Genomic DNA, 2,685 nt, shown 5'->3' with positions numbered 1-2,685 from the left:
CACTAGAGATTAATCCTATTGTATACCATACAAAGCTAAAGGACGGAATGAAAGATTTAGATGTTGCCTTAAAAATAGATTCTTCTCTGCAAAAACCAAAAGATTTTGTAGAAGAAAAAGGAAACAACCCCTTAATGGCTGGAGAAACTGAAAAGGCAGTATCTGAGACCAAAAATACAAAGGATTTTACTTTTGGAATTTTTATTGACGGCACAATGAACAATCGATATGATACCATAGCCAGAATAGACTGGGAGAAAAAACGCATTGGCGAAAGCATAGAAAATTACAGCGATGCAGACCATTTAAAAGTATATGCTAAAAAGAAAAAAGACGTAGCGAAAGGGGAGAACTATAAATACGGTGAGGTTAGTTATGAAAATGACCTCTCCAACCCTGCCATATTGTTTGATAATTATCAAAAAGATGATAAAACTATTTTCAAAGTATATACTGAAGGTATGGGAACTAATACGTTAGGCGATGAAAATCTAAATGTAATAAGTTATGAAAAAAACGATTTTTTTCAAGGTTCTGGATTAGGTGCTGGTGAGGCTGGTATTGTAAAACGGGTAACCCGATCCATAATTCAAATGGTCGATAAAATTAATTTGGTTGGAAATGAAAAAATAGGCACACTTACGATTGACGTATTTGGGTTTAGCCGCGGTGCTGCTGCAGCACGACATTTTGTACATGAAATTACACTAAATCCCTATTTTATAAATGATGGATTTGACCATATGGATCGTCAAATAGAAACGCAATATTTCGATAAGTATTTACCGAAAGGTGGCTATTTAACTTACTTGCTTACTGTAAAAGGCGTTAAATATGACCGACTAGTTATTCGCTTTGCAGGACTATATGATACTGTAGCACACTATGGAATATATCAAGGTAATGATATTAAGGAACTAGGGTTAAATTCCATAAGTGTTGCTAAAAACATATTGCATCTTACAGCGGGAGACGAGCACCGTAAAAATTTTAGTTTATCACGCATTATTAGAAAAGAAAATCATATCGAACTCAATATGCCTGGTGTGCATTGTGATGTAGGTGGAAGCTACACTGAGGGTAGACCAGAAGGTATAGGCAAAGGTATAAATGGTCAAGATACTGATGGGTTGCATATACTACAAGAAGAAGTTGGCAACAATATTTACAAATTGGAAGCTCTTAGAAAAACACTCCTCGAAGAGGGTTGGTTTCACGACCATCAAATAGAAGTAGATTACGATTCAAATCTGCAAAGATCACGATTGATTACACAACGTGCCTATTTGAGCAACCAGTATAGTTTTATACCCCTGCACATGATGTGTAATTATGGTATAGAAAAAGGATTGCCTTTTAATTTTACGGATTTAAAGAAAAAGAAAAACTTTTCTAAAAATCCATTATCTGGTCATTTGGATCTTATGAAAAGATTACAATCCAATCTGGATGACTATGCAAAAAAAGTAATTGCAAACCCGAATGGTATATTAAAATATGAAATTGAAGAAGAAGATTTAAAAAAACTCCGCAACAACTACCTGCACTACAATGCAGTAATTGGTATAGTAAATGTACCCGAAAAAGGAAGAATTCGTTATATTGTGCCAGCCTAAAAAAATATAAAAATGAAAAAATTAAAACTTTACGGGATTATTTTTTTAACTTTCTGTCAACTATCCTGCAAACAAAACAACATGAACGCACAAGAAGAAAACAAAGATAAAAACAAAACAGATTTTGGATGGTCAGCCTCTGTTACATCCGTTTTGGATTATCCAATAGAAGTTCACAAAGGTTATCTCGCCACCAAAAAAGAATTTATTACAGCATTTCGCAACAATGGTGTTCAATCTGCTGGTTGGGACGATGACGGGACGGAGGGAGGTTCAGGCGGTAGAATAATACCCACATTAGTATCATTGACTTGGGTGAGCTATGCCGAAAAAAAGTTTTGGTTGCTTGATGAAGCAGCTTTGCCAGCAGATAAAATCTTAAAACTTTTTCAAGAAGGATTCTATAATGAAGATCGTGTGACCAAAAAACAAGTGCATCAAACTTATAAACATATTGTAGTGGGCGTAGCTCCTGGAGGTGTGGTCGTAGTTTTTTTAACAGGCTTATGGCACCGTGTAGAAATTGGCAGATACCAAGCCAAAGAAACATTTGTAGATGTGAATGAATTTTATGATAATCCAAGTGAGCATACCCAGCAAGGGTTTTATGACAGATTATTCGAAATCACATTAAAACCTGAAATGCAAGAAAGAATAAAAAAAGAAGGTATTCCTCTTGGTTTGTGGGACACCTATCGAGAACAGTATAATTGGCGTTTTGATGTCCAGTTTTATAAAGAAAGTGATAAAGAAATAGCTCCTAGAGATATAAGCTACATAAACGGAGAAGAAAAAATACTTAAACCAGGAGACGAACTTAAATTTTTAAATCAAGCTTTGCCAAAAGTTGGGCGCATTTATTTTAAAACTAATTCTTGCGAAGCCACTTTTAATGAAGAGGAGATTATAGCTGCATTTAAAAAAGTAACTCAAGGCAACCCAAAAGCTGAGGTAACTATTGTTGCCAAAGTGCAATTTATGTATAAGAGTGTCAAATTTTCTGTAAAATGTGGAGATAAAGAAGTCCCTCTTGAAAAAGTAGATCCAAAAATGTGGGCAAATTTGGATG

Annotated in this window: 2 protein-coding genes; both read left to right on the top strand. The window is 34.9% G+C overall.

The genetic code is table 11. The annotated features are described in order from the left end of the window. Positions 1-1,616, top strand: a 1,616-nt coding sequence (locus RMN92_RS02465) for a phospholipase effector Tle1 domain-containing protein (RefSeq protein WP_309607880.1), incomplete at its 5' end; no start/stop codon positions are given. Between the two features lie 12 nt (positions 1,617-1,628). Beyond that, positions 1,629-2,685, top strand: a 1,057-nt coding sequence (locus tag RMN92_RS02460) for a DUF2931 family protein (RefSeq protein ID WP_309607879.1), incomplete at its 3' end; no start/stop codon positions are given.

Origin of the sequence: Flavobacterium sp. (assembly GCF_031363805.1) — a bacterium.
In the GTDB taxonomy this organism is placed as follows: Bacteria; Bacteroidota; Bacteroidia; order Flavobacteriales; family Flavobacteriaceae; genus Flavobacterium.
Note: the sequence above shows the minus strand (reverse complement) of the source record. Positions and strands in the feature narration are given on the sequence as shown.